Origin of the sequence: Amycolatopsis sp. NPDC058278 (assembly GCF_042881395.1) — a bacterium.
Taxonomy (GTDB): domain Bacteria; phylum Actinomycetota; class Actinomycetes; order Mycobacteriales; family Pseudonocardiaceae; genus Amycolatopsis.
In genome coordinates this window covers 1-12,884 of the sequence record NZ_JBHVXZ010000029.1, presented here as the reverse complement: position 1 = coordinate 12,884, position 12,884 = coordinate 1, and the positions used below count along the sequence as shown (strand labels likewise).

Sequence of the window (12,884 nt, the reverse complement as noted above, 5' to 3'; positions counted from 1 at the left end):
CCTTGCCCGGGAAGTGGGTGTGGTTCGCGGCACAGCGTAGAACATGCGTTCGAGTCGTGCCACACGGGGTGTCATGACAGAGCCCTCCCGGCGCGAAGCCGGAAGGGCTCTGACGAGAGGAACGCTAGCTCACTCCTCGGACTTGCCCGACTTCAGGCCCGACGAGATCAGGTCCATCACCGACGAGTCGGCCAGCGTGGTGACGTCGCCGACCTGCCGGTTCTCCGCGACGTCGCGCAGCAGGCGGCGCATGATCTTGCCCGAGCGCGTCTTCGGCAGCTCCGGCACGACCATGATCTGCCGCGGCTTCGCGATCGGCCCGATCTCCTTCGCGACGTGGTTGCGCAGGGCCTGGATGGCCTCCTCGCCGCCGTCGACCGCGTTGCCGCGGAGGATGACGAACGCGACGATGCCCTGGCCGGTCGTCGGGTCGGTCGCGCCGACGACCGCGGCCTCGGCCACTGTCGGGTGCGAGACCAGCGCCGACTCGACCTCGGTCGTCGAGATGCGGTGCCCGGACACGTTCATCACGTCGTCGACGCGGCCCAGCAGCCAGACGTCACCGTCGTTGTCGTACTTCGCGCCGTCGCCGGCGAAGTAGAAGCCCTGGTCCTTGAACCGCGACCAGTAGGTGTCCCGGAAGCGCTCCTCGTCGCCCCAGACCCCGCGCAGCATCGACGGCCACGGCTTGTCGAGCACCAGGTACCCGCCACCGCCCGGGCCGACCTCGGTGCCGGTGTCGTCGACGACCTTCGCGGAGATGCCCGGCAGCGCCTTCTGTGCCGAGCCCGGCTTGGTCGAGGTGACGCCCGGCAGCGGCGAGATCATGATCGCGCCGGTCTCGGTCTGCCACCACGTGTCGACGATCGGAGTCCGGCCGGCGCCGATGTTCTCGCGGTACCAGATCCACGCCTCGGGGTTGATCGGCTCGCCGACCGAACCCAGCACCCGCAGCGACGACAGGTCGTACTTCTCCGGGATTTCCGCGCCCCACTTCATGAAGGTGCGGATCAGCGTCGGGGCGGTGTAGTAGAGGGAGACCTTGTACTTCTGGATGATCTCCCAGTGGCGCCCTTCGTGCGGGGTGTTCGGCGTGCCTTCGTAGACGACCTGCGTGACGCGGTTGGCGAGCGGGCCGTAGACGATGTAGCTGTGGCCGGTGATCCAGCCGATGTCCGCGGTGCACCAGTAGACGTCTTCGCCGGCCTTGTGGTCGAAGACGTTGTGGTGCGTGTACGCGGTCTGCGTCAGGTAGCCGCCGGAGGTGTGCAGGATGCCCTTCGGCTTCCCGGTCGTCCCGGACGTGTAGAGGATGAACAGCGGGTGCTCGCTGTCGAACGCTTCGGGAGTGTGCTCTTCGGACTGTCCGTCGACGAGCTCGTGCCACCAGAGGTCGCGGCCGTCGGTCCAGGGGACGTCGCCCTCGAGCTGGTCGCCCGTGCGCTTCACGACGATGACCTTCTCGACGGTCTCGGCGCCTTCGAGCGCTTCGTCGACGTTGGCCTTCATCGGCGCGGCCTTGCCGCGGCGGAACTGGCCGTCGGAGGTGATGACGACCTTCGCGGCGGCGTCGTCGACGCGGGCCCGCAGCGCCGTCGGGGAGAAGCCGCCGAAGACGACGTTGTGCAGCGCGCCGATCCGCGCGCACGCGAGCATCGCGAAGATGGCCTCGGGGACCATCTGCAGCTGGATCGCCACGACGTCGCCGGCGGTGACGCCCAGCGACGCGAGTGCGTTGGCGGCCTTGGAAACCTCGGTCTTCAGCTGCGCGTAGGTGATGTCCCGGGTGTCACCCGGCTCGCCGACCCAGTGGATCGCGACCTGGTCGCCGTGGCCGGACTCGACGTGCCGGTCGACGCAGTTGTAGGCGACGTTCAGCTTGCCGCCGACGAACCATTTCGCGAACGGTGCATTGGTCCAGTCCAGTACCGTGGTCCACTTCGTGTCCCACGTGAGCCGCTCGGCCTGCTTCGCCCAAAACGCTTCGCGGTCGGCGTCGGCCTCGGCGTAGAGGTCGGCCTTCGCGTTGGCCTGGCCAGCGAATTCGTCGCTGGGCGGGAAGGTGCGGCTCTCGGTGAGCAGGTTGTCCAGGGCGGGGGACTGCTCGGTCATGGTTGCAAGGCCTCCTGTAGTGCGCCGAAACGACGGCTAGCGGCACGCTAGCGACGTTAGTCCGCCTTGTAAAAGGTTGCACCCACGTGCGCCCCGCCGGTTCACCGTGCCAGGCGGGACCCGGTGACTAAGCGTTCGTTCAGCCGGGCCTTCGCGGCCGGCCACTCCGGCGCCAGCATCGAGTACGTGACGGTGTCACGCGACGAGCCGTCCGGCCGGATCCGGTGCGCCCGCAGCACGCCTTCGCGAAGCGCGCCAAGCCGTTCGATGGCGCGTTGCGAGCGGAGGTTGCGGATGTCGGTCTCCCACGCGACCCGTTGCGCGCCAAGGGTTTCGAACGCGTGCTGGAGGAGGAGCAGCTTCGACTCGGTGTTCAGTCCGGTGCGCTGCCAGTCCGCGCCGATCCACGTGTGCCCGATCGACAGGATCCGGTGCTTCTCGACGACCTGGTAGTACGACGTCGTCCCGGCGACGCGGCCGGAGGCGACGTCGATCTGCGCGAAGGGACGGCGGTCGGGGTCGGCGAGCGCCTGCTCGACCATCCGCTCGGCGGCGGGGAGATCCCCCGGCTGACGGATGCTCAGCCACGCCCAGATGCCCGGGTCGGCGCCGGCCTCGAACAGGCCCTTGGCGTGCTCGGGCGTCAGGGGCTCCAGGCGGACGTGCTCGCCGGAGAGGGTCGGTCGCGTGGTCCAGTCGCTCACGGGATCACCGTAAGGCGATCAGTGGCTGCTCAAGATAGCCAATTTCTGATCATTGTCAGAGACCACTTGCCGGTTGCCTATGCTCGGCGGACCACGACGGAAGGGCAGGCTCGATGGCCGAAGAGCGGGAAGAGCTGAGCTGGGAGCTGTTCGGCACGGCGAGCCGTGAACTGGCTCACACCATTGCCGAAGACGGCTTCGCGCCGGACCTCATCCTCTCGATCGCGCGCGGCGGGCTGTTCGTCGCCGGCGCGCTCGGCTACGCGCTCGACGTGAAGAACCTGCACGTCATGAACGTCGAGTTCTACACCGGCGTCGACCAGCGCCTCGACCTGCCGGTGGTGCTGCCGCCGGTACCCAACGTCGTCGACCTCACGAGCAAGAAGGTGCTGATCGCCGACGACGTCGCCGACACCGGCGCCACCCTCAAGCTGGTCCACGACTTCTGCCTCGACCACGTCGCCGAGGTGCGCTCGGCGGTCGTCTACGAGAAGCCGCACTCGACGGTGAAGTGCGAGTACGTCTGGCGGCACACCGGCAAGTGGATCAACTTCCCGTGGTCGGTGCTGCCGCCCGTGGTCACCCGCGAAGGACAGGTGCTCGACGCATGAGTGATCCCCTGAAGCCCCTCCTCGACCTCGAAGGCGTCGCGGCGGCGGCGAAGTCCGCGCAGGACGCGGTGTTCGCGGTCCACCGGCTCCCGGCGAACCTCCGCGGCGGCGCGGCCACGGCGGCCGAAGCGTCCGTACGGGCCGCCCGCGCGTCGGCCGGCATCGAAGGCGCCAACCCGGAACTGCCCGCCGACGGCGCCGGCGGCGACCCCGTCCTCGCCGGCGCGCTGCGCGTGGCGGAGACGTTGGAGTCGCTGCTGCCGACGTGGCGCCGCGCGCCGTTGCAGGCACTGGCGCGGCTGCACGTCCTGGCCGCGGCGGACCTCGTCGACGACCCGGACGCGTTGGGCCGCCCGCAGTCCGGCGGCGGCCGTCTCGAGCTGCTCGCCCAGCTGGTGACCGGAGCGACGTCGGTGCCGGGCCCGGTCCTGACGGCGGTCGTGCACGGCGAACTGCTGGCGCTCAAGCCGTTCGGCAGCGCGGACGGCGTCGTGGCCCGCGCGGCCGCGCGGCTGACGATGGTCGCCACGGGCCTGGACCCGAAGGCGCTGAGCGTTCCCGAGGTGGCGTTCTTCCGCCGGGTGCCCAAGTACCTCGAAGCGGCCGAAGGCTTCGCGAGCGGGACTCCGGACGGCGTACGCGAGTGGCTGCTCTTCTGCTGCGAAGCGTTCGAAGCCGGTGCGCGCGAAGCGAAGAGCATTTCCGACGCGGCTTCCTGAGCCTCGGCGGCTACTGACGATCGATGGTCGCGGGAGCGCCGAATCCGGTGCTCTTGCCCAGGATGTCGTTGACGGCCGCTTCCTCGTCGTCGGTGGTCACCTTGACCGTGACCACCGACTTGCCGGGATCGGAGCACGGCGTCCCCGCGACGACGTCGACCCCGCCACGAGCACTCCGGCGCCGGCGACGACCACCACGACCGCGGCCACGACGATCAGCAAGGCGGGCTTGAGCTTCACCTGCCCACCATAACGTCGCCTCCGGGGTGACCTAAGCCGTCAGCTTCGCCGACCACTTCTCTTCGATCCGCCCGAACCGCCACACCGCCAGCGCGACGATCCACGTCAGCACGAACAACCCGACGATCCCGAAGCCGACGTAGTCCAGGTTCACCGAAGCGATCGCGGCCAGCGGTCCGCTCGTGATGGCCAGCTTCTCGGCCAAGATCGACACGAGCTCGATGGTCCCGATGAGCAGCGCCACCGCGACCGACAACGCGGTCACCGTGATGTTGTAGAAGATCTTGCGCACCGGCTTCGCGAACGCCCAGCCGTAGGCGAAGTTCATGAAACAGCCGTCCACGGTGTCGAACAGGGTCATCCCGGCGGCGAACAGGATCGGCAGCACGAGGATCGCGTACCACGGCAGCGCGAACGTCGCGGCGCCCGCGGCCAGCACGAGCAGCCCGATTTCGGTCGCCGTGTCGAAACCCAGCCCGAACAGCAGCCCGACCGGGTAGATGTGCCACGGCTTGCGCACGGCCTTCGTCGCGCCGCGCAGCAGCCGGTTCAGCAGGCCGCGGTTGTCCAGCTGGTGCTCCAAAGCGGCCTCGTCGAACTCGCCCCGGCGCATCTGCCGGAACACCCGCAGGATTCCGACGAGCACCACGAGGTTCAAGATCGCGATCACGTACAGGAACACCCCGGACACCGACGTCCCGATCACGCCGGTGGCCTGGTGCAGCGTCGAGGAGCCGTCCTCGACCTGCCCGGCCAGCGCGCGGACGCCGAGGGACAGCAGCAGGCACAGCGCGAAGACGATCGTGGAGTGCCCGAGGGAGAACCAGAACCCGACCGCAAGCGGCCGCTGGCCGTCGCTCATCAGCTTGCGGGTCGTGTTGTCGATCGCGGCGATGTGGTCGGCGTCGAACGCGTGCCGCATGCCGAGCGTGAACGCCGTGACACCCAGCCCGATCCCGAACACGCCGGACGTGCCCAGCGCGTAGTGGTGCGGCGCGACGAACGCCGTGAGCACGCCCCAGCCCACGACGTTCAGCAGCAGGATGAACCCGGCCATTCCGCCGATCGACACCCACTCGCGACGCGAAAGCCCGCGTCGCGAGTCCTCGTCCGTGCCCGCCATCGCCCGTCCGCCTTCCCTCTCATCTGAGAGGTTAGACAGATGAACAGGTAAAGATCTAGCTCGCCCGCACCCGCACCAGGTCGAGTGCCTTCCGCACGTGCCCGCCCGACGCGTGCAGCGCCTTCGCCGCGCTCTTGACGTCTTCCCCCGAGAGGAGGTGCACCAGCGCCACCTTGAGGTCGCCCCCGGCCTCGGTGAGCGCGTCCGAGCAGTCCGCCATCGTCATGCCGGTGGCTTCCTGCAGGATCCGGATGGTCCGGCCGCGCAGCTTCGCGTTGGTGGCCCGCATGCTGACCATCAGGTTGGAGTAGGTCCGGCCCAGTTTGATCATCGTCGCGGTGGAGAACGACGTGAGGATCATCTTCTGCGCCGTGCCCGCCTTCATCCGGGTGGAGCCGGCGATCGCCTCCGGCCCGGTGTCCACGGCGATGAGCACGTCGACCCCGGCCGGCTTCGCGGCGTTGGCGTTGCCCGAAACCAGCCCGGTCCGGGCGCCCTGACGCGACGCCGCGGCCAGCGCGCCCAGCACGTACGGCGTCCTGCCCGACGCCGTCAGCCCCAGCACGAAGTCGCCCGGCTGCACCATCGCGGCCATCTCGGCAGCCCCGGCCGCCGAGTCGTCCTCCGCGTTTTCGACGGCCTGACGCAGCGCGCGCTCGCCGCCGGCGTGGTGCGCGATGAACCAGTCGCCCGGCACGTTGAACGTCGGCACCAGTTCGGCCGCGTCCAGGGTGGCCAGCCGCCCGGACGTGCCCGCGCCGACGTAGTGCACCCGGCCCCCGGCCCGCAGGGCGTCCACCGCGTAGTCCACCGCGCGTGCCACCTGGGGCAGCACCGCGGCGACGGCACCGGGGACCGTGCGGTCCTCGGCGTTGATCGCGCCCAGGATCCCCGCGGTGGACATCAGGTCGATGTCCTTGGTGCGGGGATTGCGGGTCTCGGTCGGCGAATCGACGTGCACCGCCTGCACGGGGACGGTCATCATGCGCCTCACTTTTTCTCCGGGCATTACTTGCCGGTTTCCCGCGGACGGCGACGACCGTCCGGCCTGACCCCCAAGCGGTGTGATCCGACTGCGTCCCTGGTCGCGTCCAGCGCGTTGACCGACGCGTCCATGTGCCGCTGCGCGACCCCGATGAACAGGCAGTCGATGACGGTGAGCTGGGCGATCCGGCTCGCCGTCGCTCCCGAACGGAACGTGGTTTCCCGGGCCGCGGTCGTCAAAACATGATCGGCGACCTCGGTGATCGGGGAACGCGGGAAGTTCGTCACGGCGATGGTGACCGCGCCGTGCTCGCGCGCCACGCGCAGCGCCTCGACGGTGTCGGTGGTGGCACCGGTGTGCGAGACGCCGATCGCGACGTCACCGGGGCTCAGCACCGCGGCCGAGGTGAGCATGATGTGCGTGTCCGACCACGCGAAGCACACGCGGCCGATGCGGTGCAGCTTCTGCTGCAGGTCGGCGGCGACGAACGCGCTGGCGCCCACGCCGTAGACGTCCACGCGGCCGGCACCCGCGACGGCCGCGATCACCCGCTCCAGCGTGGCGATGTCGAGCTGGTCGGCCGTCTCCTCGACGGCCCGCGCGTCGGCGAAGCTGACCTTCCCGATCACGGCGGCCAGGTCGTCCTCCGGGCCGATCTCACCGCCGAGGTTGCGCGTGCTGCGCGCCTCGGTGCGGGCGGTGTCCGCGGCCAGCGCGATGCGCAGCTGCGGGTACCCCCCGACGCCGACGGCCTTGCAGAACCGCGTCACCGTGGTTTCGCTCGTGTTGGCGGCCAGGGCCACCTCGGTGATGCTGCGCCGCGCCACGTGCGCGGGGTCTTCCAGCACCACCTTGGCCACGCGCTGCTCGGCGCGGGCCAGGCCGGGGAGCAGGGACCGGATCCGCACCAGCGGGCTGGAGTCGGCGTCCCGCACGGCCGCCTGGACCGATACGGGCTCGGACGGTACCGGGCCGACTACGGATTCGGTATCACTCATCGTCGGAAAGTTACTAACCGTTGGCATCTGTGACAAGGCTACCCACACCCTTCGGTCGGTTCGCAACCCGTCCGTGTCTGCGGATCTGGATTTGCGATTAATCACTGACCAGAAAGTCGCCAACCAGGTCGCCCTTGTTAACGAGGTCAAGCTAACGACTTGGCAACTTAGTGTCGCGATGCAAGCGGCAAGAAGACGGTAAATTCGGCCTCTTGGTCGACGTTCGGCGATCGACCGGTCACCGAGAGGTCAACTGCCAACCCTCTGCAATGAATATGGCCGGGTCTTGTTCACTGTCGAGGAGCGATCGGCCGCTCTCGGTGACTTTCACACTGTCCACCGAAACTCCTCGTCCCGTGTAACTCGGGTCGGTGCTGTAACGCCAGCGGAGGCTCACCGACGCGCCCTGCGGCACCGCGCCCACCACCCGCCACCAGGCGCGGTGCCCGTGTCCGGAGAGCGACGTCACGGTTCCGGATGGTGCACCCGGGCCCGAGACCGACAAGGTGATCGGTTGCCAGTTAACGCCGTCGGTGCTGGCCTGCAGCTGAAGTGGATCACCGCTGCCCTCGGTGTCCACGAAAGCAGCGAACGAGACCCGGGCTTGATCACTATGCGTGGTAAATGGGCGGGTACTGAGCGTAGCGACGGCGGCGTTACCCAGCGTGCTCGCCCAGGCGTCCTTCCCGGCCACCGGCCGCACCGCCATGGCCCTGGCCAGCGACGTCGCCCACACCTGGCGGGCGGTGTTGATCGAGCCCCAGTTCCGGGTCGGGTGCACCCGGTTGGTCAGCAGGATCGCGACCGACCGGGACTCCGGGTCGATGACCAGCGTCGTTCCGGTGTAGCCGGTGTGCCCGGCGGTGACCGGCGACGCCAGCGCACCCATGTACCAGGGCTGGTCGAGCTCGAAGCCGAGGCCGTGCGCGTCGTCCGGGAACTGCTGGTTGTAGTTCGTCAGCAGCTGCCGGACGGTCTCCTGGCCGAGGATCCGGTGCCCGCGGTAGCTGCCGCCGTTGAGGATCGCCTGGGCGAGGGTCGCCATGTCGCCCGCGGTGCTGAACACGCCGGCGTGCCCGGCGACGCCACCGAGCGACCACGCGTTCTCGTCGTGCACGCTGCCGCGCACCAGCCCGCGCGGCGGGTTCGCCTCGAACTCCGTGGCGGCGATCCGGCTCAGCTTCGCCGCGGGCGGGTTGTAACCGGTGTCGGCCATGCCGAGCGGGGCGGTGATCCGGTCGTGGACGACCTTGTCGAGGGACTGCCCGGTCAGCTTCTCGACGATGAAGCCGAGCGTCAGCAGGTTGATGTCCGAGTAGAGGTACGTCGTCCCCGGCTTGTTCTTCAGCGGGCTGTCGAGTACGGCCTGCCGGCGCGACGGGATGTCGGGGTAGCCCGCCCAGAGCGACGGGATGGGGTCGGCGTCGAAGCCCGAGGTGTGCGTGAGCAGCATCTTGACCGTGATGGCGGCCTTGTCGCCGGTGGCGAACTCCGGGAAGAAGCGGCTCACCGGGGTGTCGATGGTGAACTGGCCGCGCTCGACGAGCTGGAGCACCGCGATCGAGGTGAACAGCTTCGAGATCGAAGCCATGTCGAAGATCGTGTCGTCGCGCATCGGGACCTGCTGGTCCGCGGGCAGCTCGGTGCCCGCGGCGTCGGCGTACCGCACCGCGCCGCCGACCGCGTACCGGTCGACGACCACTCCGTCGTGCGCGAGCAGGCCGACCGCTCCGGAGAAGTGCGGGTGCCCCGAAGCGTCCGGCTTCGTCCAGCTCGCCAGGAAGTCCTCGGCCGCCTTGATCGGCGCCGGGTCGAGGCCGACGTCCCGCGGCCGCCCGTCGCGCAGCGTCGTCCACGGCGGGGCGAACCCCTGCTGCGGCCGGTCGAAGCGGCCGGCCGCCGGATCGTGGCTGGTGATGGCGCTGGCTCCCGAGTCGGACACAGTCAACGTCGTCAGCGCGACCAGCACTCCGGCGGCCGCGACGAGGACCTTCCTAGCACGCATGAGTCTCCCCCTCAGCGATAAAGCAGGTAGTGGCGGCGTCTCCGATCGAACCCGGTCAGCTCGGCCCGCCAGGCGCCGGTGACCTCGTCGACGCCCGCGCCGGCGTCGACCATGGTCCGGAGCCGGTCGGACCCGGACAGCTTGTCGATGTAGTTGTCGGGGCGCCAGGCGAACACGTCCGGGTGCAGGGCCTTCGCCGTGACGAGCATGGCGACGGCGGTCCGGATCGCGTCGAAGGCCCGCGGATCGCTCACGCTCAGCTGCACGCCGCCGCACGTCTGGTTGACGAACTTGCTGAACGTCGGCACGAAGTAGGTCTCGCGGAACCGCGCGCCGGGCAGGGCGAGGTCCTCGAGCTTCTCGCGCCAGCGCCAGTCGAGCCCGGGCGCGCCGATGATCTCGAACGGCCGCGTGGTGCCGCGGCCCTCGGAGAACACCGTGCCTTCGAACATCCCGGTGCCCGGGTAGACGAGTGCCGTGTCCGGCGTCGGCATGTTGGGGCTCGGCAACACCCAGTTCAGCCCGGTCCGCGCGAAAAGCGTGTCGCGCTGCCAGCCGCGTACCTGGACGACGTCGAGCTGCTTCAGCTGCACGCCTTCGCCGGGCAGGAACTCCTCGGCGAAGAAGCGCGCGAGCTCGCCGACGGTCATGCCGTGCTGCTGCGCGATCGGCTTGCGCCCGATCCCGGAGGCGAACTTCGGGTCGAGCACCGGCCCGGCCGCCCGGCCGCCGAGCGGGTTCGGCCGATCGAGCACGACGAGGGCCGCGTCCGTCTTCGCGGCGGCCACCATCGCGGTGTAGAGCGACCAGATGTAGGTGTAGAACCGCGCACCGACGTCGGCGATGTCGAACACGACCGTGTCGACGCCGGCCTTGGTGAACAGCGAAGCGAGCTTCGTCGCGTCGACGCCGTACGCGTCGTAGACCGGTATGCCGGTGCGGGGGTCGGTGTAGTCGCCTTCGGAGCCGCCCGCCTGCGCGCTGCCGCGGAAGCCGTGTTCGGGGCCGAAGGCCGCCACCGGTTTCACGCCGGCGGCGACCATCGAGTCGACGATGTGATCGCCGTTCAGCAGGACCCCGGTCGGGTTCGAGAGCACGCCGAGCTTGCGGCCCTTGAGGGGGCGCCAGCCCTGCGCGGCCAGCTGCTCCGCGCCGGTGAGGACGCGCCCCTGCCCCTGTTCGGCTTGTTCGGGCTCGGCTCCCGCGACGGCCGAACCGCCCGCCAGGACCGGGACCGCCAGCGCGCTCGCGCCGAGGAAGTGGCGCCGGTTGAGCGTCACCAGGTCAGCCCGTGGCCGAACGGGTACTTCACGGTCTGCATGTCGGCCCCCGCGGGGATGTCGACCGGCAGCTTCCCGATCGGCTTGGTCTCGCCGAGGATCACCTTGGCCAGCGCCTCCAGGGTCGGCGTGATGTAGCCGTAGGTGGCCAGCCAGGTCCGGACGGTGCTCGGGTAGCCCGCGTCGTACGGGATCTGCGCGGCGACCGCGACCACCGGCTTCCCGGTGGCCTGCAGCGCGTCGAGCAGCTTGGTCTGCAGCGGGTAGGTGGCGATGTTGTTGGTCAGCACGACGACGAGATCGGCGTTCTGGGCCTTGGCGACGGCCTGCGCGACCTGGGCGTCCGTCGGGACCTGACCGGTCTGGTAGGCCGTCGCGGCCGTGCCGTGGGCGGTCAGCTTCTGCGCGAGGGTCGCTGTCGTGGAGACGCCCCAGCCGGTGACGAGCGTGGTCGCGGGCTTCTGCTTCAGGGGCAGGAGACCGGCGTCGTTCGCGATGGCCGTGATGCCGCGGTCGGCGATGTCCTGCGCGGTCTTGAGGCTCGACGGGACGCCGACGGTCTTCATCACCCGGCCGGTGTCGACGAACGGCGAGAAGAGGATGCCGCGCAGGAACTTGAGTTTGAGCACGCGCAGCACGCTCTGGTCGATCCGCCGCATCGGGATGTCACCGGACTTGACGGCGGCCATGACCGAGTTGATGGCGAGCTCGAGGTGCACCGGCATGAGCAGCTGGTCGACGCCCGCCTTGAGCGCGAGCACCGGGATCTCGGCGTCGCTGTGCAGCTTGCGCACGCCCTCCATCTCGAGGGAGTCGGTGATCACGACGCCGTGGTAGCCGAGCTCGTTGCGCAGCCGGCCGGTGATGATCGGCTGCGACAGCGTCGCGGGTTCGAGCGAGGGGTCGAGGCTGGGGAACTGGATGTGCGCGCTCATGATCGAGTCGACGCCGGCCGCGATCGCGGCCTTGAACGGCGGCACGTCGGTGGCCCGCCACTGCGCCTCGGTGCTGTCGATCCGCGGCAGCCCGGTGTGGCTGTCGGTCGGCGCGGCACCGTGCCCGGGGAAGTGCTTGGCCGTCGCGGCCACGGTCTTCGTCGGGAAGCCGGAGTCCTGGTAGCCCTTGACCTCGGCGGTGACGAAGTCGCTGGCCAAGCCGGGCTGCCCGGAGAAGGACCGCACACCGATGACCGGGTTGACGGGGTTGGAGTTGACGTCGGAGTCGGGGGCGAAGTCCTGGTTGATCCCGACGGCCCGCAGTTCGTGGCCGAGGATGGTCGCCGCCTGCGTCGCGCGGTTCGTGTCCCGTCCGGCGGAGATGGCCATGGCGTTCGGGAACTCGGTGGCCGGCGCGCCCATCCGCGTGACCGTGCCGCCCTCCTGGTCGGCGGCGATCTGCAGCGGGATGTGCGCCCCGCTCGAGACGGCGGCTTTCTGGAGGCCGTTGGACAGCTTCGCGACCTGCACGGGGTCGTCGAAGTTGTCGCGCGTGGCGTTGTCGAAGTAGATGACCCCGCCGAGGTGGTACTTCTGGATGACCTGCGCGGGGGTGTCGACGCCGAAGTCGGTCTGGTTCTTCGGGTTGACCTCGTCGGCGGCCTTGCCGTTCACCCAGGTGACGAACAGCTGCCCGACCTTCTGCTCGAGCGTCAGCCCGCGCAACGCCTGGGTCGCCGCGGCCTCGGCCTGCGCGTCCGCGCTCACCGCCGGTGCGCTCGCCGCGGTCGCGACACCCACACCGGTGAAGGCGAGCACCCCCGCGACGGGCAGGGCGAGCGCATGGAACCTCCGATTTCGGGTCGTCACGACCAGCCTCCCAGAAGTAGCGGGCGCCGGTCAGGACGTCAGAAGTCCACTCAGAGGCGCCGATATCGGGAAGCTACTCACCGAATCCGGCGATGTCCATCGACCGACCGCACCAACGGTCCAGTCGTACCCGGATCGGTAGGAAAGTCTCCGTTCGCAAGATGCGGGCACGCCCGAACGGCCGACCAGGCGAGTTCCGGCCCCGATCACGCGAGTCACGGCCCCAATCACGCGAGTTACGGCTTCGATCACGCGAGATCCGTCCCCGCTCACGGCTGATGCCCGGTACCCCCACATAGACG

10 protein-coding genes are annotated in these 12,884 nt (G+C 69.6%); 2 read left to right on the top strand and 8 right to left on the bottom strand.

Translation table 11 applies throughout. From position 1 onward, the window contains the following. Positions 1 to 129: 129 nt before the first annotated feature. Complete coding sequence (gene acs / locus ACFVYA_RS17415; RefSeq protein ID WP_387046062.1) at positions 130 to 2,112, bottom strand: acetate--CoA ligase; 1,983 nt, start codon at positions 2,110 to 2,112, stop codon at positions 130 to 132. A gap of 101 nt (positions 2,113 to 2,213) precedes the next feature. Further along, positions 2,214 to 2,816, bottom strand: a complete 603-nt coding sequence (locus tag ACFVYA_RS17410; RefSeq protein ID WP_387046060.1) for a GNAT family N-acetyltransferase — start codon at positions 2,814 to 2,816, stop codon at positions 2,214 to 2,216. A gap of 113 nt (positions 2,817 to 2,929) precedes the next feature. On the opposite strand from ACFVYA_RS17410, the gene ACFVYA_RS17405 reads away from it, so the two are divergent. Both ACFVYA_RS17405 and ACFVYA_RS17400 read left to right on the top strand, forming a co-directional pair. Next, positions 2,930 to 3,427, top strand: coding sequence for a phosphoribosyltransferase (locus tag ACFVYA_RS17405; protein ID WP_387046058.1), 498 nt, complete (start codon positions 2,930 to 2,932; stop codon positions 3,425 to 3,427). Next, positions 3,424 to 4,146, top strand: coding sequence for an oxidoreductase (locus ACFVYA_RS17400; RefSeq protein WP_387046056.1), 723 nt, complete (start codon positions 3,424 to 3,426; stop codon positions 4,144 to 4,146). Before ACFVYA_RS17405 ends, ACFVYA_RS17400 begins: the two co-directional genes overlap by 4 nt. Positions 4,147 to 4,417: 271 nt before the next feature. On the opposite strand, the gene ACFVYA_RS17395 is transcribed toward ACFVYA_RS17400, so the two are convergent. The 6 genes from ACFVYA_RS17395 to ACFVYA_RS17370 all read right to left on the bottom strand — a co-directional run bounded on the left by ACFVYA_RS17395 (position 4,418) and on the right by ACFVYA_RS17370 (position 12,531). Continuing rightward, positions 4,418 to 5,509 carry a HoxN/HupN/NixA family nickel/cobalt transporter gene (locus tag ACFVYA_RS17395; RefSeq protein WP_387046054.1) on the bottom strand — a complete coding sequence of 364 codons (1,092 nt, stop codon included), beginning with the start codon at positions 5,507 to 5,509 and terminating at the stop codon, positions 4,418 to 4,420. 55 nt (positions 5,510 to 5,564) lie between these two features. After that, positions 5,565 to 6,494 carry an N-acetylmuramic acid 6-phosphate etherase gene (locus ACFVYA_RS17390; protein ID WP_387046052.1) on the bottom strand — a complete coding sequence of 310 codons (930 nt, stop codon included), beginning with the start codon at positions 6,492 to 6,494 and terminating at the stop codon, positions 5,565 to 5,567. 23 nt (positions 6,495 to 6,517) lie between these two features. After that, positions 6,518 to 7,492, bottom strand: a complete 975-nt coding sequence (locus ACFVYA_RS17385) for a MurR/RpiR family transcriptional regulator (RefSeq protein ID WP_387046050.1) — start codon at positions 7,490 to 7,492, stop codon at positions 6,518 to 6,520. 238 nt (positions 7,493 to 7,730) lie between these two features. Continuing rightward, positions 7,731 to 9,497 carry a serine hydrolase gene (locus ACFVYA_RS17380; protein ID WP_387046048.1) on the bottom strand — a complete coding sequence of 589 codons (1,767 nt, stop codon included), beginning with the start codon at positions 9,495 to 9,497 and terminating at the stop codon, positions 7,731 to 7,733. An 11-nt stretch (positions 9,498 to 9,508) separates the two neighbouring features. Continuing rightward, positions 9,509 to 10,777: an exo-beta-N-acetylmuramidase NamZ domain-containing protein gene (locus ACFVYA_RS17375; RefSeq protein WP_387046046.1), complete on the bottom strand. Its 1,269-nt coding sequence runs from the start codon at positions 10,775 to 10,777 to the stop codon at positions 9,509 to 9,511. Continuing rightward, entirely contained in the window at positions 10,774 to 12,531 is a 1,758-nt protein-coding gene (locus tag ACFVYA_RS17370) for a glycoside hydrolase family 3 protein (RefSeq protein WP_387046196.1), read from the bottom strand. The genes ACFVYA_RS17375 and ACFVYA_RS17370 overlap by 4 nt, the downstream gene beginning before the upstream one ends. Positions 12,532 to 12,884 lie beyond the last annotated feature (353 nt).

Coding starts and splice junctions, on each gene's coding strand:
- acs (WP_387046062.1), bottom strand. CDS start 2,112: ATGACCGAGCAGTCCCCCGCCCTGGACAACCTGCTCACCGAGAGCCGC.
- ACFVYA_RS17405 (WP_387046058.1), top strand. CDS start 2,930: ATGGCCGAAGAGCGGGAAGAGCTGAGCTGGGAGCTGTTCGGCACGGCG.
- ACFVYA_RS17400 (WP_387046056.1), top strand. CDS start 3,424: ATGAGTGATCCCCTGAAGCCCCTCCTCGACCTCGAAGGCGTCGCGGCG.
- ACFVYA_RS17395 (WP_387046054.1), bottom strand. CDS start 5,509: ATGGCGGGCACGGACGAGGACTCGCGACGCGGGCTTTCGCGTCGCGAG.
- ACFVYA_RS17390 (WP_387046052.1), bottom strand. CDS start 6,494: ATGATGACCGTCCCCGTGCAGGCGGTGCACGTCGATTCGCCGACCGAG.
- ACFVYA_RS17385 (WP_387046050.1), bottom strand. CDS start 7,492: ATGAGTGATACCGAATCCGTAGTCGGCCCGGTACCGTCCGAGCCCGTA.
- ACFVYA_RS17380 (WP_387046048.1), bottom strand. CDS start 9,497: ATGCGTGCTAGGAAGGTCCTCGTCGCGGCCGCCGGAGTGCTGGTCGCG.